General features: G+C 45.8%; 11 protein-coding genes. 4 read left to right on the forward strand and 7 right to left on the reverse strand.

The window, feature by feature from the left end; translation table 11 throughout:
* Window positions 1-7 precede the first annotated feature (7 nt).
* Window positions 8-1,417 (forward strand): sialate O-acetylesterase, encoded by a 1,410-nt coding sequence (locus C7475_RS22810; RefSeq protein ID WP_233259932.1) that lies wholly within the window; start codon window positions 8-10, stop codon window positions 1,415-1,417.
* 74 nt (window positions 1,418-1,491) lie between these two features.
* Here C7475_RS22810 and C7475_RS22815 read toward each other — a convergent pair whose 3' ends face one another.
* Together C7475_RS22815 and C7475_RS22820 are read right to left on the reverse strand one after the other, a co-directional pair.
* Window positions 1,492-2,988: a Fic family protein gene (locus C7475_RS22815; RefSeq protein WP_110055714.1), complete on the reverse strand. Its 1,497-nt coding sequence runs from the start codon at window positions 2,986-2,988 to the stop codon at window positions 1,492-1,494.
* A 225-nt stretch (window positions 2,989-3,213) separates the two neighbouring features.
* Window positions 3,214-4,518: an alkaline phosphatase family protein gene (locus C7475_RS22820; RefSeq protein ID WP_110055715.1), complete on the reverse strand. Its 1,305-nt coding sequence runs from the start codon at window positions 4,516-4,518 to the stop codon at window positions 3,214-3,216.
* A gap of 257 nt (window positions 4,519-4,775) precedes the next feature.
* Here C7475_RS22820 and C7475_RS22825 point away from each other — a divergent pair, with 257 nt between their 5' ends.
* Complete coding sequence (locus C7475_RS22825; protein WP_110055716.1) at window positions 4,776-6,047, forward strand: ComEC/Rec2 family competence protein; 1,272 nt, start codon at window positions 4,776-4,778, stop codon at window positions 6,045-6,047.
* Between the two features lie 63 nt (window positions 6,048-6,110).
* A complete protein-coding gene (locus C7475_RS22830) occupies window positions 6,111-6,818 on the forward strand; it encodes a hypothetical protein (RefSeq protein WP_110055717.1) in 708 nt (235 codons plus the stop codon).
* 288 nt (window positions 6,819-7,106) lie between these two features.
* On the opposite strand, the gene C7475_RS22835 is transcribed toward C7475_RS22830, so the two are convergent.
* The 3 genes from C7475_RS22835 to C7475_RS22845 all read right to left on the reverse strand — a co-directional run bounded on the left by C7475_RS22835 (window position 7,107) and on the right by C7475_RS22845 (window position 8,612).
* Window positions 7,107-7,862, reverse strand: a complete 756-nt coding sequence (locus C7475_RS22835; RefSeq protein WP_146217622.1) for a hypothetical protein — start codon at window positions 7,860-7,862, stop codon at window positions 7,107-7,109.
* Between the two features lie 140 nt (window positions 7,863-8,002).
* Complete coding sequence (locus tag C7475_RS22840) at window positions 8,003-8,389, reverse strand: hypothetical protein (protein ID WP_146217623.1); 387 nt, start codon at window positions 8,387-8,389, stop codon at window positions 8,003-8,005.
* A gap of 7 nt (window positions 8,390-8,396) precedes the next feature.
* Window positions 8,397-8,612: a hypothetical protein gene (locus C7475_RS22845; RefSeq protein ID WP_110055720.1), complete on the reverse strand. Its 216-nt coding sequence runs from the start codon at window positions 8,610-8,612 to the stop codon at window positions 8,397-8,399.
* A 293-nt stretch (window positions 8,613-8,905) separates the two neighbouring features.
* Here C7475_RS22845 and C7475_RS22850 point away from each other — a divergent pair, with 293 nt between their 5' ends.
* Window positions 8,906-14,887: an FG-GAP-like repeat-containing protein gene (locus C7475_RS22850; protein WP_110055721.1), complete on the forward strand. Its 5,982-nt coding sequence runs from the start codon at window positions 8,906-8,908 to the stop codon at window positions 14,885-14,887.
* A gap of 72 nt (window positions 14,888-14,959) precedes the next feature.
* Here the strand turns inward: C7475_RS22850 and C7475_RS22855 are convergent, their stop codons facing one another.
* Window positions 14,960-16,741, reverse strand: coding sequence for a RagB/SusD family nutrient uptake outer membrane protein (locus C7475_RS22855; RefSeq protein WP_110055722.1), 1,782 nt, complete (start codon window positions 16,739-16,741; stop codon window positions 14,960-14,962).
* A 22-nt stretch (window positions 16,742-16,763) separates the two neighbouring features.
* Complete coding sequence (locus C7475_RS22860; RefSeq protein ID WP_110055723.1) at window positions 16,764-19,949, reverse strand: TonB-dependent receptor; 3,186 nt, start codon at window positions 19,947-19,949, stop codon at window positions 16,764-16,766.
* Window positions 19,950-20,059: the final 110 nt, after the last annotated feature.

Consider the following 20,059-nt stretch of genomic DNA (forward strand, 5'->3'; position numbering starts at 1 on the left):
ACGCGTTATGAAGCTCGTTATGAAGAAATATCTTGTTACAGCGTTTTCGATGTTCGCAATAACTGCGGCTGCAGATGCTACCGTACGTCCCAGCAGTCTTTTCTCGCATCATATGATCTTACAGAAAGGAGTGGCTGTACCGGTTTGGGGCCGTGCTGATGAAGGGGAGAAGGTAGTGGTTAAGTTTAACGGACAGGTAGTCTCTACCGTGGCAAAGAATGGCAAATGGATGGTGAAACTGGCGCCAATGCCATACATTACCACTCCGCAGGAAATGACCATTACAGGACAGAATACGATATCGATCAAGGACGTTCTTGTTGGTGAAGTGTGGTTGTGCAGCGGCCAGTCCAATATGGAGCGGCAACTGGGACCAAGACCTCCACAGCAACCTATTACCGATTGGGAGAAGGAGCGCGATGCTGCTAATTATCCGATGATCAGAGAGTATTATGTGCCTTTAAAATATGCTGCAGAGAAAGTGGAAGACGTACAGCAACGGTGGACGGTTTGTTCTCCGCAGACGGTATCTGATTTCTCAGCTGTAGGATATTTTTTTGCGAGGGAGCTGTATAAACGTTTGAATATTCCTGTAGGTATTATCTTTTCCGCTTATGGAGGTACGCCTGCAGAAGATTGGACAAGTAAGCCTGCGCTGGAAGGCAATCCTCAACTGGCAGAGCTGGTAAAGAACTATGACAAGCCAGTTGAAGGTTACCGGCCTGCCGGTAAGTTAATGAGCGGTCTTTATAACGGTATGATCGCCCCATTGATCCCTTATGCCATTAAGGGAGTAGCCTGGTACCAGGGCGAAGCAAACCGGGACTGGCCAAAGGAATATCAGGTGATCCTTCCGAATATGATCCGGAACTGGCGGACTGACTTTGGCCAGGGAGATTTCCCTTTCCTTATTGTGCAGATCGCGCCGTATAAGGACATGACGCCAGAGATCAGGGAAGCACAGCTAAAGGTATCAGAACGGGTGAAGAATACTGCGCTGATCGTGACAACAGATTGCGGGGATGCGAACGATATTCATCCTACCCATAAACAACCTGTTGGCGAGCGATTAGGCATTGCTGCCTGTGGATTGGCCTATCATCAGAAGATAGCGTATTCAGGGCCACTATTTGCGTCTCAGAAGATTAATGGTAATGATGTAGTGCTGAACTTCAGTCATACCGCAAAAGGGCTTCGTGCGAAAGATAACGGGACACTATCCGGGTTTACAATAGCTGGTGCAGATAAGAAGTTTGTACCTGCTACTGCGGAGATCAGGGGGAATACAGTCGTTGTACACAGTGCATCGGTGTCCCAGCCTGTAGCGGTGCGTTATGGCTGGGCGAATGTACCGGAGTGTAATTTGTATAATTCAGCAGGACTACCTGCATCGCCGTTCAGGACGGATTCGGAATAGTATTGCTTTAAAAAAGTCGGGCCTCAGTGATAAACTGAGGCCCGACTTTTATTGTTAGATCCTTAAGATCAGAACTATTCTAACTCAAATATTTTTCGATATTCCGTTTGCATTCTTTCAATTTCCTGATCTGTTAATTTGGAGAATTGTGATCTCCTGCGTTTTGGGAATATGCCTTTATTTTGATGTAAAAACAAAATCATTAGATTAATATCCCGATCCGGCATGTCCACGACATCTTGCAATGCTCGTTTCACTTCATCATACCTTTGTATGAATAGTAATTCTTCCGGCATATCCTCTTTTAACGTTGCATAAATTGTTTCAGCCAGATAGACACAATGGTCAGTCAAATCCGGGAAACGGAAGTAGGGTTCAACCTCCTGCGGGTTTATGACTTCAATTCCACCTTCCTTATTCTTGTTATACTTTATCAGTTGCATTAGTGGTTTGGAATATTTTTCAAGTATGGAGTCATACTGACGTATATTATTCAGCATATGAGCCGACACCGGAATGATCAAGCCTTTAGGAACAACTCCATCATGTACTAATATATCATGAATTAAAAACCGGTGAAGTCTTCCGTTACCGTCCTCAAACGGATGAATAAAAACAAAGCCAAAGGAAATGATAGCGGCTCTGATTTCAGGCGGTATACCGGTAGATCTATTAGAAACATCCACGAGGCCACTCATCAGGGAAGGAACAAAAGCCGGGGGCGGACATACGTAATGGATCATATCTATGTATCCCGGCAATGATTGTCCGATGTAGTTTTGAAAATTTCTGAATCCACCAGCTGCGAACCTACTATCTACGATGGCATTTTGTAATTGTGTCAGACGTTGTTCATCCAGTAATTTTTCCGTTTCCTCTGCGCCGGCTTGTATAAGTAAAGTTACAAACTTCTCTGTTCTATCTGGAGTAGGCTGTTCTTTTTCTATTTCATAGGAAGATTTTGTCTCTTTGCTGTATAGATAATTGATAGCTCTGTAGAAAACGGTTGAAGAGAACTCTGTTTTGAGCTGTTCTATCTTTTCGGTAATATCCTGTTTGAGTAATTCCTTAAGCTTATTTGTTTTTCGTACGACGGGACAAAACGCGGCTGTACCTAACAAATTATTATTAATACGCCAACGAGGGTCTTTAATAATATTACCGGTAATGTATCTATTGTTGTCTAACAGGTCTATATAATTTCCGGTTATTGGCTTTGTTATTTTCAACTGTTTGCCAGTTAAAAACTCAAACCAAAAACCTATCCTTCTGGCATATTTCCCTGATGGGGATACTTCAATAAATTTTTCTATATCCTCTCGTTCAATCTTTTCAAATACTTTCCCCAAGAAGGGCAGATTCAAATCATCATATTTCAATGAAAATTCCAAATGAGCTACGGACATATCTTCGGAAGGTGCGTACTTTTTGGTATATGTCTGCTCAATATTTCCCCTGTTAGTAATTTCTATAGCGTTATTGCTTCCAATAAACGAGCAATGTGTCAATGTATATCCAGAGATATTATATTTTTCCTTCAACCATTGACTGCCTGCTGGTTTTAAATCCATATCCTCATGTTTACAGTAAATCTAATACTTAATACTGTAAAACGATTATTTCTGGGTAAAAATGAGGAAAAATGATTATTTCGGGGCGAAAATGAGGAAAAATGATTATTTACTCCGATTTATCTTATCCCAACATGAAACTATGGTCCTCAAGGGTTGTAAATGAGAAAGGCTGCGCCTCAAAGCATTAGCACAGCCCTTCTTTGTTGGCATCTGATGTATGAACTATTTTGATAGCAGTCCAGCGGGTATTTTGCCTTCTGCTGATGGCAGTGACAGGCCTAACAGTTTTGCCAGTGCTGGTGCGATATCACGGAGGTTCATTTCAGGAATGACACCACCTTCTGTTATGCCAGGGCCACAGGCTACAAAGCCGGTACGTATTTCGCGGAAGTCAGGATAATAACCATGTGTGCCGCCTTTACCAGGTTTGATGGCATCGCCGGTCATAGCGTTACCGAATGAGGCATTATTTTCGCCGCTGAGAGCGAAGGCCACTTCAGGATTACCACCTACTTTGTCGAGTTGTTTACGATCGATGATACGGATGTATTTTTTCTCTTCTGCAGGCAGATTAGCTAAGATCTCGTTCACCTGCTTTAATGTTTTGCTGTCGTTTTTATCTTTCAGGTATAGATAGCTGGAACCTCCTACGGAATTGAACTGGGCTTTCCAGTCATCTTTTTTCACATCTGTGATCAGTCCTGCTTTCGTTAACCATACATTGGGATTTATGCTTGTTTTTACGTCAAGGAAGCCATGGTCGCCGGTAACGATCAGTACTGTGTTTTCCCAGATACCTGCCTCTTTCAGGGCGTCGATGATAATGCCTACACTACTGTCGGCATCAGCTACTGCTGCGCTTACACGCTCACCCTGACGTCCCTGTTCGTGCTGATAATGGTCCACAGAGAAGAAGTGGATGGTCATCAGATTAGGCTGGTCTTTTTTAATAACGTATGATGCGATAGCTGCAACGTTGTGATCTTTTCCATATTCAATCCGCGAAGCGTTGTTGAAGACATCTTTCTTCAGCGTTGCGATGAACCCTTCAGGCTTTGAATATTTCTCTCTTACTGCATCACCCAAACCACCGATGTCGGGGATGTTGTACATTACCGGAGCATCCGCAGAAACCGGCCAGAGCAAAGCTGCCACCTTCAAGCCTTTTTGCTGTGCAACGCTCCAGATGGTCGGTACTTTTATAGCGCTATCGTTCCAGTAGTTTTTGCCGGTAGGGCCGTTCGGTTCAAACATGTTATTGTAGTAAATGCCATGTTTCACCGGCCATACGCCTGTTACGATGGTCGTATGTGATGGGTAGGTCATAGAAGGGAACACACTGTTTACGCCTTTCGCCTGCACTCCCTTTTTAGCTATCTGTTGCAGATGAGTTGCGTGCCAGGAAGTATCAAGATAGAAGTCCGGGCGGAAGCCATCAATTGTAATTAATACAATATGCTTAGCCTTCTGGGCAAACACGCCGGTTGCGAGTAACGATAGAATAAAAAGTGCAAATCCCTTTTTCATAATTGTAAATTCTTGTATCTAATAATGTTATAGAGCCGCGTAAAGATATTTCCTGGAATACTGTAACTGTGTTAAGTTTATATTATCTGCTATTGAAATTAATAGTGGGGGAGTGATACGCGGTAGCGGTGGTTAACAATTTGGTAATGTAACCGACGGGGTTGTGGTGTTAATATTGCGGGGCGGGGCTACAAACAAGGTGATCTTTGACTGGGTCGATCGGCGTAGAATATAAAATTATTGTAAATAGATTGAAGATGAATAAATCATGTAAGCGGTTTGTTGTATTGGTGGTTTTGTTTTTTGTGTCGTTGCATGCGGGTGCACAAGTATTTGAGGGCTGGAAGAAAGGAAATCTTGATATTCATTTCATTACCACGGGAAGGGGAGATTGTGCTTTTATGATCATGCCGGATGGGACAACGATGCTGATAGACGCCGGTGAGCTGAACCCGGCCGATCCCCGCACTCAATCGGCACGTACAGCCCCTTTACAGCCCGATAACAGTCAGCCGGCATATGCGTGGGTGGCGGATTATATCAAAGGGGTGAACCCGTCTGCATGGATTGATTATGCGATGATCACACATTTTCATGATGATCATTTCGGCGGCATGTATAAAGGTGCGAAAGCGGCTGCGGAAGGAAAATACTATCTGACAGGAATAACAGGGGTAGGGGATAGAATTCCTATCAGGAAGATCGTGGACCGTGGTTATCCTGATTATAATTATCCGGTTGATCTGAAAAAGAAGATTAAACAGTTGGGTGATGACGGGGAGCTGCAACAACTGGGCAATTACATCAACTTCATCGAATACCAGACAAGTCATAAGGGAATGAAGGCGGAACGTTTCAGGACGGGTAGTAAAGACCAGTTTGTGATGGTGGAAGATGCTGCTGCATATCCGGCGTTTCATATCAGGAATATTATGTCCAACGGTTTTATATGGAACGGAACGGGAGAGAATGTGTTCAATCATTTTGCCAATACAGGGGGAATGCTGCCGGATGAGAATAATGCCGGTTGCGGCATAAGAGCCCAATACGGGAACTTCAGCATCTTCTTTGCTGCAGATATCCAGGGTGTTGTTAACTACGGAGAACCGGCCTGTAATGATATGGAAAGTGCTGTAGCGCCTATTGTAGGTCAGGTGGATGTTGCTACGATGAGCCATCATGGCAACAGGAATGCACTCAATGTAAACTATATCCAGACGCTGCGGCCACGGGTATGGATACAACAGGTGTGGTCAAGTGATCATCCTGGCCATGAAGTGCTGATCCGCCTTACTTCACGGGCTACTAATCCGTATCCGCATGATATGTTTGCCACCAATATGCTGGAGGCAAATAAACTGGTGATCGGGCCTGCGTTAGAGAATGCATATAAAAGTACCAATGGGCATATTGTGATACGTGTAGCTCCGGGTGGAGGGTCGTATAATATTTTTGTGCTGGATTCTTTTAAAAAGGGGCAGCAAGTGAAGAATACGTTCGGTCCTTATGTAGCGGGCGGAAAGCGGTAAACAGGGGTGAAAATTGGGAGTTCAGCCTAAAATGGTTATTATTAAGGTAATAATTCCTTTACTATGCCTAAATCTGTCTCTTTAACCCTCTTGTTTGCGTTATCGTTTCCCTTCCTGGCATTTGCGAAAACTGATTCAATACCGTCAAAATATTTCAGTCTTGGTCCGCGAAAAGCTGGGATCTGCTTTGGTGATGCGCCGGTTTATTCCGGCTTTAAGTTTGGCCTGTTAAATGATGATGTCAGAAAGATGAACGGCTTTGATGTCAGCCTGTTGAATGTAGACCGTGATTATGAAGGCATTACTAACGGTATCTCAATTGGTGCAGGTCTCAATTCAATAAGCAGGAACAATGGTATTGCCATTGCAGGAATATGGAATACCGTATCGCGGGAAAACGGAATAATGCTATCTCCTATCAATTTAGTGCAGAAAATGAACGGATATGTAGCGGGTGCGGTCCTGGTTGCAGACACATTAAATGGTTTGGTAACCAGTTATACGTTGCAAAGCAGGCAAAAGGAGGGGGATTCTTTACGGAACAGGGTGAACGGGATGGCCATCTGTATTATTTTCACGAATGTCAATGAAGTGAGGGGCGTGGCTATTTCAGCATATAATTCTTCTTATCAGCATAAAGGGCTTGCTGTAGGAGGCTTTAACAAAACAAACCGGTTAAAAGGCGTGCAGCTCGGGTTATATAATATAGCGATGAACAATCCTAAAGGGCTCAGACGGTTGCCACTGATAAATGCGCATTTCGGGAAGTAAAAGGGAACAGGGCTTTACCGGACGTATCCCAGGTGTGTAATAGGGGAAACCATGCTGTATACCTGAAGCATCACAGGAGGGAAGGTGGACTTGATCAGGTGTTGGTCTTTTCCCGTACAATTGTGATGAAATGCAACGATAAGCTATATTATGATGAAGTACGGCAATGGGAGGGCTGCTTCAGGGCTATGCTGTAGCTACGGGCAGGGGCCGGATATTAAAAGCGAAGGGTGGGTTATAACGTCAATGGATATTACTCTCAAAATAGATCTTCAAGGGCGGGGAAGTCTATTCCCGTTGGATCGCCGGTTGATGTGCATGCACGTATGTAGCGCATAAAGGCATCTCCGGCCATAATACTGCCCGTTGCGGGTAGACGCTTTTCTTAAACGATACTGGTAATTGCAATTCTTTTACGGCAACTATGTCGGCGGCGAGGTATTGCCTGTTGCCGGATATTTCGTTGTTATGTATGCCTCTTACCTGTAAGGTGATGATAAGGGTACCTGAACCGGCTATATCCAGGGAAACGTCTGCTCCGGCGAAAGGCTGGCGGAGATCTATGTTCATTACAGCCGTTTCTGTACCGGTGATCTGATGCTTGTCGAAGTCGATACGGGTGGCAATTACTTTTACTTCCACCGCGCTGATGTCTTTGTAGTGCGCCAGGTTTTGCGGGGGAATATGCAATATTCCATTCCTGAAAAGCCTGGGTGCGATGCTAAAGAAACGGTCTGTTCCGGCGTACTGATTGAAACGGTAGCCTGTAATTGCAGTGAGGTTCCCGGCTGCTTCAATGAGCAGTTTGTTCAGGCGATTGACATGGCTGTTATCGCAGCGGATATCGAGATCGTCATAGAAGGCGTTACGGATAAGGCCTCCCTTCCTGCTGGCCAGGCCGAAGCGTCGGGCTGCATGCCGGGTGGCGGTAGTTTGCCTTACTATTTCAGGCATGCTGCGCAGGAAGTACTTTCCATTGCGCTGATAGCCGATGAGGTTACCGAGTTTACCGGTAAAGGTTATAAGAGAATTCTGGCGTGCCATTAAAGATAATTTTGAGTATATAAATTTAGCACAATTCAGGGTGTGTTTGGGATTGATTAGTAGGAGATTATCCACAACCAGGCGGCGTTGATGTGGATAAAGGGAGAGTGTAACGGTTTGAGTTTTGCTACAATAAAAATTCATGACCCCGTTAGCTTCTTCACATGAGCAAGCAAATCATCTACTGAAGATAATTTTATCTGCTCTCTCTTCTCGCTTAATTCTGTTTTCTTTTCATAGCTAATTGATGGATCTTTCAGTAATTTCTCAATGTTTTTTACAGCCTTATTCCTTAACCTTCCAGCTCGTAATTTCTTAAAATAGGTAGCTATCTCCGACCAGATGAAGTCCCAACATGATTTTATGATAATAGTTAATAGTGGAGCTAAAATTAATAACCAGGATTTGAATTGATTGCCTTCAGGTAGATTATTAGCTAAACTAGCAATCAACATTCCGCCACCTGCACCCGCTATATTGTCTTGTCTTATTGCTTTTGAGGATAACTGAGATTTTTTGCCTGCCAAATAATAACTATTTAAGTCCTAGTAATATATCCGCAAATCGTTCGACTTTATCAACATTGTTTTTTTTATTCAGGTCAAGTTCCACTACTTCACCACTCAATTTACTTTCGACAGTAATTTTATTAACCTTTTTAAATGTTTTGAATGAAAGTCTTATAATTGGGATAGTTATTGACAACCCAAATATTACGGCAATTGTTATAGTAACGATTGTATTAGCCATATTGAGTTCTATTTGCGGTAAAGATAGTGATTTCTAAAAAAAAATATATTTTTCCTTTAAAATATTTACAGCATAATTTTATGATTATCAGATTGTTAACTACCGGTTCCTTATTTTCAATATACTGTCAGCTTTTTTCTGGTAATCAGAAGTTTTCCCTAGAACTGGTGCACTACCGGAAAACAGAAATAGATATTATTGTATTTTAATATCTATCTTTATCTTGTGTAAACGTTCATCAGCAGAAATTTGAAAAGGGGACAATCTCCGACTATTTATACCCAAATACCTATATGCATTTACGTAGTAAATTGCCAGCTTTACGGCTATTGCTGGCTAGTCTTGCCTGTGTACTGTGTTTTAGCTTCCAGGCATCTTCACAAATGAGGAAAGTCTACACAGACAGTGACGCCTCTGATATCAATAAACTGAGTTTCTTGTCGCCCTCCCAGGGCTATGTGGCCTTTGGCAACTGGTTAGGTTATACTGCTGACAGCGGGCGGACGTTCCTGAAGAAGGACATTACGCTCAATAACGTTGATTTTAATAACTATTCTGTCAATGTTACGTTCGGCTTTAGTATTTCCGGTGTGAAAGCACTGAGCAAAGATACCCTGTTAGTGTACGGAGACTATGGCCTGGTAGGCGCTATCCTGTATTCTGTGAATGGCGGGAATAACTTCAAGCTTGTATTTCATGGCAATTCTTCGGGGGATCTGACTTATGGTTTCCAGGATATGGTTTTTGCCGGCAACAGTGCGAAAGGGTTTGCCATTGACCAGGACCGGATCATGAGAACTACTGACAGGGGGCGAAGCTGGTCGGTAGTATGGCCGATGCCGCAAACATATTATTCGAACCTGCAGGCCATAGACGCCAATACCTATATTGCTTTTGCTGACATAGGCATTATCAACACCAAGTTCCTCATGAGCACCGATGGTGGTAACACATGGGAAACACGCCCCTTACCAACCGGTGGGTTATACTATGCTTATTTTCTCACTCCTCAGAAAGGGTGGGTATATCTTTCATCATCTACAGAAGGCAAGCTGCTATACTACACTGCTGATGGGGGGAGAAACTGGAATAAGCTGAGTACGAAAGCGACTTCTATTGACGTCAGGAAATTCCAGTTTGTAGATGACAATACAGGATTTGCTATTGGCAATGACTATGAGGTCTATAAAACGACTGACGGCGGAAGAATGTGGGAAAGGCTGACGCATGATAGTGATTCCTATTCTAATCTGAATATGTATCTTGATCTGCAATGTCTTAACACCACACAATTATGGGCCGGTGGTACGCGGGGAGTTCTGGAAATGAGCAATAACGGCGGAGGACCAACTATTCCACAGGCTTTTTTCACTGTTGATACGACGGGAATGCACATAGACAATGTTGTTCACCTGATCAACTCAGGCAAAACAGTATATACCTATGAGTGGTTTGTTAACGGGTCATTTGCGGGCAATAGTTATAACGCCACCTATGTGCATGATAAACGTCATTCAACTGATACGATCAAGGTAGTGGCACACAATAGCAACGTGACTGATACGATGGTGCGGTACGTTAGCTTTCCACCGACGCTCCTGGTAGATTCCTTCTCTCCTGTCACCGCGAAAGCCGGTGATGTGGTTACTATATCGGGATCCAGGTTCAGCGGGGCCGACAGGGTTACGTTTGGCGGTCAGCCGGCGGAGTCATTCAGCGTTCAGCGGAATGGAACGATCCGCGCTGTACCGTCGGCGCAGGGGGCATCCGGAAGCATCCTGGTACAGGGACCTAATGGTATCGATTCATTGGCCGGATTTACTTTCCTGCCTGCAGCTGTTATTTATGATTTTACTCCTGATACAGATACTGTAGGCAGTACCATCACTATATATGGCGCTCACTTCCTGACGGCGACTGCCGTGAGCTTTGGTGGCGTACCGGCAACCAGTTTTACGATCGTATCTGACTCGGTGATCACAGCAGTTGTAGGTGAGGGTGAGACCGGGAAAATCAGTATTAAGAATGCGGGTGGCTTAAGTATACCTGGTGTTGACGGACTAAAAGAGTTTTCAATAAAAGCTGTGATCAGGGACTTCTGGCCGAAGATCGGTACTACCGGCGAGATGGTCGAAATTACCGGTACCGGCTTTGGCAGCACAAATTTTGTCGCCTTTGGCACTGAGTATGTAAAATCGTTTGAAATAAACAGTAAGACCAGTATCACTGCAATGGTCGGAGATGGTGGGACGGGTAAAGTCTCGGTTGTGACAAGGGGTGTTCTTGCTCAAAAGGACGGTTTCACCTTTGTGCAGTGTCCTGAAATTACAGGCATGACGCCACTTTCTGGTCCTGTGGGTACAACGGTCACCATTACTGGTAATCACTTCAGCACGAATCCTGCGGAGAATATGGTCCGTTTCGGACCGGTAAGAGCGGAAGTTACTGCTGCTACTGAGCATTCGCTGACGGTGACTGTGCCGGCAGGAGCGACCTATGAACCTGTTACCGTAGCACATGATGGGCTGGTAAGTAACAGTGGTAAGGCATTCAACGTCACCTTCGACAATGGCGGTAGTATCACTGCTACATCATTTGATCAACGCATAGATTTTATAATACCGGTGAGGATCACCTATCATAGGTTTGGCGGAACTATGAGAGCCGGTGATATTGATGGGGACGGAAAAACGGATATCATCATAGCCGATAATACAAAATTGTATATCCTTAGAAATACGACTACGGGCGACAGCATTACGTTTGATGCGCCGCATGTGCTGGTGGACCTTCCGCGTGAAGATGACTGGCTGGCGGAAGTTCAGCTGGCAGATTTCAACGGTGATGGTAAGCTTGACTTGTTTTATCCTCCTGACTCCTGGAACTATATACTTATAAACAGATCGCAGCCAGGTAATTTTGCGTTCGATCCTCCTAAAATGATACGCGGATGGGGATTGCTTGCAGACATGGATGGTGACGGTAAACCAGACCTGGCTGGCTCCTGGGAAGTGTACAGGAATTTGTCTAATCCGGATACGTTCCGTTACTCATGGGAGCAGTCGATCAATGTGCCTGATCAATCGCGTATAGCCGGCGATCTGGATGGTGATGGTAAACCGGAAATAATTGGTACCAGTGGTGACAGTGTAACTATCTGGAGAAACATCGGTACAAAAGGTGAGATCAAATTTGAAAGGATTGGCGCCTATTATTCCAATGGTGCGATAAATGTGCGCGTAGGCGATCTTGATAATGATGGTAGGAATGACTTTGTTGTTAGCAGTGGCGACGGATCCTTTATTTCCTTTTTCAGGAATACCACCGATCCGGCTACCGGAGAGCTGAAATTTGAGGTGGAGCGGAATTACCGGCCTGGCGCTGTTCCAAGTGAACTGGACCTCAGTGACATAGATGGCGATAATAAATTAGACCTTGTATACCTGAATGTTTCGGGAGAACCGGATGCACATGTGAGCATCATGAAAAACCTCAGTACACCTGGTAGGTTGCGGTTTTCTGATCGTGTTACCTTTGACAACGGCAGGTTGTCTGCCAATCTCATTGTGGCTGATCTGAACGGCGATAGTAAACCGGATATGATGACGGCCGGTAACAAGGAAGGCATTATTTCTATTTACAGGAACCATGTTTCTACGCAACCTTTCCTTTATGCGTTTTCACCTTCTTCGGGTGTTAAGGGTACAACTGTACTTATTTCCGGATTGCACTTAACGGGTGTAACTGCTGTGAAGTTTGGAGATGCCCCGGCGCTTTCATTTACAGTAGATAATGACAGCACAATTACGGCAATTGTAGGAGATGGCAGTACAGGTAATGTTTCCGTTAGCAGCACTGCCGGTACATCTGCCGGAGGTGAATTTATTTACGGTGTTGTTCCGGTGATACATACCGTAACGCCAGCTACCGGACCTGTGGGATCGAGCGTAGTGATAACAGGAGAACATTTCAGTGAAGATCCGGGCGCTAACAGGGTATTGTTCGGCACTGCAAAAGCTAAAGTGTTATCTGCCAGCACTACTTCCCTGACGGTAGAAGTGCCTACAGGCACAGATTATACGCCGGTCACCTTAACGACGGACCATCTCACAGCATACGCTGTATTGCCGTTCGTTACTACTTACCCGGTGACCAGCGATACACTTTTTGCATTTAATGAAAAGACCGGATTGGCTTACAACTACGTCCGGAAAATTGCTGATCTGAATAATGATAACAAGCCGGAGATCATTGCTGAGAAGAAAGATAGTCTGGTGATCGTACCGAATAACAGCAGTCCGGATCAACTATCATTTGCACCGCACAAAGCAATATATACTTCTATTACTCCGAGCTTCATCCTGAACGGAGATGTGGATGGAGATGGCCGGACTGACCTTGTTGTGTTTAATGGAGACAACAAAGACTTCCAGGTGCACCTGAATACAGGCACGGGTAATGAGATCAGTTTCAAGACACATACCATCGTAACCAGCCAGATGCAACAGCCACCGGATGGATCCGGAACCGCCATAGGAGATATAGACGGCGATGGTAAATCCGATATTGCCGTTAGCAATTTTTATCCCGGTATGTTTTCTGTTTACAGAAATATCAGTACACCCGGACATCCGGCATTTGATGTAAGGCAGGATTTCATTGTTACCTACGGTGCTGAGTCCATCGTGGTTAATGATATGGACGGGGATGGTGCTGCAGACGTTATTCTGATTAACGGCAGGAGGATGGTCATATACAGGAACATCAGTTCGAAAGGCCACATTGCCTTTGCTCCGCCAGTAGAAATACTGTATTCGTTGTACAATTCTCCGCTCACGATCCGCCTGGGAGATCTGAACGGTGATGGAAAGCCTGATATCATATCGGCTAGTGGTGGTGGCATCTGGGTGATAAACAACAACAGCGCGCCTGGTACGTTTGCTTTTGGCGAACCGGTAATGTTCAAGGTAGACGGAAGCTGCCGGGATGCATTCATAAGTGACCTGAACGGTGATGGCAGACCAGAATTGCTTGGTATATTGGATGGCTATTATTATACTGCCAAGGGAATATCTGTATTGAGAAATACAAGTGTTGCCAGTGGGGCGATCTCTTTTGCCGACCCGCGTATCCTTCCCGGTGGCGATAGCGCAGGGGTTGCGCTTGCAGGAGATATTAACGGGGATGGAAGGCAGGACCTGATCGCATCTCTGGCATGGGCAGATAAATCTGTGCTCCTCCTCAATCAGTTGTCAGATACCGTTCATAAAAGAGTATGTGATAATGCACCTGCCGTGCTGACATCGAACCTGACCGGTCAGCGTTATCAATGGCAGCGGCAAACCGGTAATGGTTTTGTGAATATAACTGACAATGCGGATTTCTCTGGTACCCGTACATCTACACTAACATTGGCCCATGTACCACGAAGCTGGCAGGAATACCAGTTCCGTTGTGTAGTGGATGATAAATACAGCACCCGTATTGCGATGCAGGTGGAGGAAATAGTACAACCGTCTGTAGTGGTAGTGTCGGATAAAGATGTTATTTGCAGCGGCCGTACTGTTACGTTTAAGGCATTTCCGGAGAATGGCGGTATTGCGCCTGTTTACAGATGGCGGATCAACGGTGTACCTGTTGATACCACCGGCAGCGGTAATGTCCTCTTTAGTCCAACATGGCTGAAAAATAATGACAAGGTAAGTGTGATCATGGAAAGCAGCATTACATGTGCACAGCCAGCCAGCGATACAAGTGAGCCTGTGGGAATAATTGTGAGGGACTTTACTCCGGACATTCTGGCTACGGACAGTAATCTGACGGTTGTCAACTATAGCGAGGGCACGATAGAGTGGCAGTATTACGATAGATTCTATTGGAAAACGGCGCTGGGAATTGCAACGGAGCTTGTATATATACCACAGGTGAACGGTCAGTATCGTGTAGTGATAGGAGCGGACAGCTGTACCGGGGTATCCAGGGCGGTAACCTTTAACCTGCCTGTTGAGGATAGCGATAACGGAAGGCTGGACCTGCACCTTTATCCTAATCCGGTGGGCAATACACTGACCATCGATAAAATGAATGTGACAGATAGATGGGAGAAGCTGTTTATCATGAGTCTTGATGGTAGCCAGGAATTAGGTTCTTACAATGTTTCAGGCCGCACGAAGATCAGTGTTAATGTAACACAGCTACAGGCCGGGATCTATCTTGCAGTGCTCAAACGAGAGAAAGGAAGACCTGTGACGATCAGGTTTATGAAGCTTGACTAGTTTATTTGATCGCTATAAAAAGAAGACGCCATCTCAAATCTGAGATGGCGTCTTCTTTTTATAGCGATATGTTTAATACCCGGGGTTCTGCACTACACGCGGATTACGGTCTATCACATCCTGCGGTATCGGGTTCAGGTACATCCTGGGCACGAATACGTGCGGGTGATTCAAGGGTACAACTTCATACTGCCATACACCGCTGTTATTTTCCGGAACGGTGTTGGAAATCTTCATGCCATGTCTGTCATGGATCAGCAGCTGTTCTGCTGTTTTCCAGCGGATGAGGTCATAGAAGCGTTTGTTCTCGAAACATAATTCCACACGCCGTTCGTGATGAATGGCATCACGCATCGCTTCCTGGCTGAGTGCAGCCGGCAGGTTCGGAAGACCGGCCCTTGTGCGCAACTGGTTGATTGCTTCATATACTGTTGCATCCGGGCCTACTGCTTCATTCTGTGCTTCAGCATATCCCAACAGGATCTCTGCGTAACGGTAGTAAATGAAATTTGCGCCGCTGATAGTACCTCCACCTGGCCGTACGAGGGGGTTCAGTCTTTTCTTGAAATAGTATCCCGTATTGCTTACATCGTCGGTACCGAAGTCGATCTGGTTTTTGGAGGGACGTACCCTGTCGATGCGGGTATAGATCGTGTCCTGCCTGTCCATCCAGTTCATCTTGTAAGGTGCACCATCATACACTATCCACTGATAGAACCTGGGCTCCCTGCCAACATACGGGTTTTGAGGATTGTAACCGGAGGCAGGGTCCTGGATGCTTTTGCCGTTGGCCATCTGAAACTGGTCGACCAGTTCCTGTGTGGGGTTGTAATTGCCCCAGGTATAGTAGGCGCCATTGATCCATACGGGACCGCCGTATTGTTCGAAAGAAGATCCCATAGTAACTGCTACTACCTGCCGGTCCCACAGCACTTCGCTGTTGTATTCATTCGCTTCATACCATAGGGATGACAGGTCGGTGAACAGACCGAAAGGATGGCCATTGCCGTATTGATCGATGAACTTTTTAAGAGACGTTGCGGCAGCGGCCCATCTGTTCGCATCAAAGTTATTGTAGCCTGCTATGCGATGAGGGTCTGCACCTGCTGCAGGTTGTGCTGCATTGAACGCGGGACTGGCTGCATATAACTGTAACCAGCCTTTTAAGGCCAATGCAGCGCCTAATGTGGCACGTCCGGCATCAGCATCGCCCTGGTTGTATTTAACGGCTAATTTGGCGTTTAAAATCACCGTATCGAGATCGCTTGTGATGAAGTCAAGGGTTTCTCCAAACGTGCTACGTGGATAATACAGCTGGCTGCTGTCGCCGTTGCTTCTGTCAGGAACGCTGGTAATGATGGGCAATCCGCCGAGATGCATCCATAACTCGCTGTAAAAGAAGGCGCGGAGGAAGCGGACTTCGTCCAGGCGTTTTTCTCTCCAGGTGTCTGAAAAGTTACCGGCATATGCCTGCACTTTAGCCATGAAGGTATTACACTTTCTTACAGCTGTAAAAGTAGCGGGCCAGTTGGTAAGATCTCCCGATCCGGTAATACCTCCCCATACTGTATAGTCTGTGCCGGCAGGTGATACGATACCTTGTTTCCAGTTATAGGAGGTGTAGTAGAAGCCAGCATCATTATCATCAGTAAAATTATCCAGGTTCTCCGGCTGATTCCAGTAGTTGGGCAGATCGCCGTAGATATCGTTGAGGAAGATATCTGCATTTCCTTCGGACGACCATTGCATTTCGTCGGTCAGTTGTGTTTTGTCTGTATTCTCCAGGAAATCCTTTGTACAGGAGGCAGACGATATTACTGCAAAGAGCAGTGTGAAATATATCAGACGTTTCATAGTAGATCCAGTTAAGCGTGAACTAAAAGGTTACATTCAATCCCATTACATAGACTTTCTGATTGGGATAAGCCACTTCACCATCTGTGTAGCCTACTTCAGGGTCCATGAAATTCATCTTACTGATGGTGAACATATTTTGTCCTGATACATAGACACGCACGGCCTGCATCTTCCAACGCTGCAGCAAATGTGAAGGCAATGTATAACCCAGCACTGCTGTTTTCAGGCGGAGCAGGCCTGTATTGGCTATCCAGAAATCGGAAGTCTGCGTATTGTTAGCGTAAGGAGATTGATTGGCCCGTGGGTATTTCGCATCCTGATTGTTAGGCGTCCAGCGGTTGTTATAGTATTCGTAAGCGGAGTTACTATTGTTGTTATTGAACGGGATGGTCTGGAAACCTGCGATGTTAAAACCAGACAGGGAAGAGCCCTGGAAGAAGAGGCTGAGATCAAGTCCTTTCCATGACGCAGTAGGTGTAAAACCATAGGTGATCAATGGATATGTCGGATAACCGATCCGGGTTTCATCATTGGCATCTATTTTACCATCGGGTTTTCCATCAGGACCACTGAGGTCAGCGTATCTGATATCGCCAGGGTGCAGGTTGCCGAACTGTATTACGTTATAACCATCGGCGGGGTTGATGACGCCGTCATTATTTTTATCGTCTGCGGTAGTGAAGAGCCCAAGTGCATGATAACCGAACGGCGTACCCAGAGCCCTGCCTGTCCTGCTTCTGTTAGGATTGTTGCGGGTAGCTGCCGTTTCGAAGATCTGCTGCATTTTATTACGTGCATAACTGAAGTTACCACTGAGGCCTATACGTAGTCCGTTGGCAAATTGATGTGTTGTACCTGCTGTGATCTCTATACCCTGATTTTCCATGATGCCTTCGTTCTCGTCGGACAGGGCGAGGCCGTATTCGATCGGTACTGTTACGGCAGGAGGCAACAGCATACCGGTTCTTTTTTCACGGAAGTAATCGACTTCAAGGTCTAATAATCCTTTCCATAATGATGCTTCAAAACCTATATCTGTTTTGGTAGAGATTTCCCAGGTGATATTCCTGTTAGCTTCGCGCGGTACGAATGATCCCTGTACCATTGTGCCATTTCCCCAGGCATAGGCATTGCCATAGAGGGAATAGCCCTGGAGATACTGGAAGGATGTACCGGCGAGGTTACCTGATTTACCCCATGATCCTCTCAGCTTCAGATAATTGATGGCTGATACGCGGTGCATGAAGTTTTCATTCGACAATACCCAGCCGAGTGATACTGCGGGAAAGTAACCCCAGCGCCTGCCTGGCGCGAAATAATAGTGACCATCGTAGCGGCCGGATGCTTCTACCAGGTATTTATTGGCATAACTATATCCTACGCGGTATACGAAACCGATCTGGCTTCCGGTGGAGGATGATCCGGTGTTATCAAAATCGTTCTTGTTTGAGCTACCCATGCTGAGTTCATCGATGCCTACGCCGAAATTGTTTCTGCGGGCAGAGAAGGCGCTCGAGTCGCTATCGCGTGCTTCTGCCACAACCAGACCAGTGATATCGTGTTTTCCGAAGGTGCGTTTATAATTCAGGTATCCCTGGTAGGTGTATGTTCGTTGTTGTGCATATTCCTGGTTCAGCCATGTGAAGGAAGCTGCGTTCCCTTCAGATGTGGAGATCTGCCGGGTGTAGCTATATGGGTTGGTAGATAGGTTCTGCGAATAGAAATAGAAGGGCGTATGCCATCCTTTACGGGTTGTTTGCATCGGGTCAAAGCTAAAGGTCCCTTTGAGACTTAAACCGGGTATAAAGGGCAATTCCTGGTTGACCGCGATGGTAGACAGCATTGTACTTTTGTTGTCGCGCTGATACCCTGCATTCAGGATACCGATGGGGGAGTTACCCGCGAATTCGCCCCAAAGGCCATTGCTGTAGCGCAGATTAGCGATCGGGATGAATTTATAACCACTGCGGAAAAGTATGTTAACAGTTGTGGCGGCATCTACAGAACGTGTTTGCTGTTGTGCGCCGATCAGTGAAAAATTTACAGTAGTAGTTTTAGTTGCCTGTACGTCCAGGTTTATTGAATAATCATAGCGTTGATATTTCACGGGATCGAACATACCGGACTGGTTCAGATAACCCAGTGAAACGAAGTATTTCATTGTTTGTGATCCGCCTGTCAGTTGCAGTGCATAATTCTGCATAGGTGCACGCATGCGCACGAGGTCTTTGGTATTACTGATAGGATACCTGTCGGGATCTTCTGCATTCAGCTTCTGATAGTTATCGATCAGGGTCTGTGCGTAAGGCAGTTGTGTGCCATTGGGATTCTCGTTCAGGTAGGCTTCGTTGTGCAGGCGCATATAATCCTGTGCATTCAGCATGTCAGGATAATAGGTAGGCGACTGGTAACCATAGTAGGCATTCAACGATAACTGCGGCGGACCGCTTGCACCTTTTTTTGTTGTGATAAGCAGTACGCCGTTAGCACCACCTAAACCGTAGGGAGCTACGGCAGCAGCGTCTTTCAGTATTGTTACGGAAGCAATGGAGCTGGCGGGTATTTCATTGATGTTGTTACGGATAATACCGTCTACGACTATCAGTGCACCATTATTGCCGGTGGTGGCGATACCCCGGATATGGATATCAGGGTTATCAGCTCCCGGCTGACCGCCATTAGGGCGCATGCTTACGCCGGCGACTCTTCCTGCGAGAGAGTTGGAGATGTTAGGTACGGTTGATTTAGCGAGCTCCTTACCACCTACTGATGATATAGCTGCAGTGGAAGATACTTTTTTCTGTGTACCATATCCGATCACCAGGACCTCATTTAATCCGCTGGCGCTTTCTGTTAATGTGATCTCTAAAGTGCTGCGGCCTGCGAGGGCAATCTCCTGCGACTGGTATCCCATGTAACTGATCTCCAGTATGGCTTTGCCAGGTTCGGGTACTTGTAGCAGGAACGAGCCGTCCTCTCTGGATACGGTGCCGGTATTACTACCTTTTACCTTGACCGTTACACCGGCGAGGAATTCGCCTTTTGCGTTTTTGATAATGCCTTTTAGTGTAGCTGCCTGTTGTTGCGACAGGCTGGTGGAACTATACCGGGCAAATACCGGTATCCCGTTGCAGGTTAGCAATACGGGTAGCAGAAGAGTGGACAGGCCCTTGCACAGAGGGGCTCTCCAGTTTCTTGGTTTCATATTGTTTTCATTAAACGATGGAAGAATACATGCGGATGCCCTTAACGGCACTCCGGATGCTGTTTTCGGGTTCAGGAAATGTACTGATAGGGACTTCCCTGCATAACATG

The sequence above is a fragment of the Chitinophaga sp. S165 genome, from assembly GCF_003182155.1.
Classification (GTDB): domain Bacteria; phylum Bacteroidota; class Bacteroidia; order Chitinophagales; family Chitinophagaceae; genus Chitinophaga.